This window comes from Tannerella forsythia (genome assembly GCF_001006485.1).
In the GTDB taxonomy this organism is placed as follows: domain Bacteria; phylum Bacteroidota; class Bacteroidia; order Bacteroidales; family Tannerellaceae; genus Tannerella; species Tannerella forsythia.
In genome coordinates this window covers 1-392 of sequence record NZ_JUET01000063.1, presented here as the reverse complement: position 1 = coordinate 392, position 392 = coordinate 1, and the positions used below count along the sequence as shown (strand labels likewise).

Here is a 392-nt window from a genome sequence, read left to right as displayed (position 1 = left end):
GCCTAGGACTACGGCCACTATCGGGCCGGATCGGAAAGTCGAGACAGCAGCACCCCATGAGAATCCCCGGGGCGCTTCTGTCTCAGGCCCCACCGGACAAGCGCCGCGGCCGGATCAGGCGATCAGGCCGTGCGACTGGAGCCGGGCGATGCGATCGCGGTGCCGCGGCGCTTCTATGGCAAAGCCTCCACTTCCCCCCGCGCACGCCTGGGCCTATAGCCGACGCACGACCATGAGCACCGCTTCCGCCACCGTCACCCTGCCCGCCGACTGGCGCGACTTCCTCGCCCTCACCAAGCCGCGGGTGATGACCCTCGTCGTCTTCACGGGGCTGTGCGGCATGCTCGCCGCGCCCGTGCCGATCCATCCGGTGCTGGGCTTAACCGCCATCC

Annotated in this window: 1 protein-coding gene; it reads left to right on the top strand. The window is 69.4% G+C overall.

Features of this window, described 5'->3' with window-relative positions; genetic code table 11:
* Positions 1-175: 175 nt before the first annotated feature.
* A partial coding sequence (locus Tanf_RS14755) for a hypothetical protein (protein WP_211346876.1) occupies positions 176-392 on the top strand: 217 nt, incomplete at its 3' end.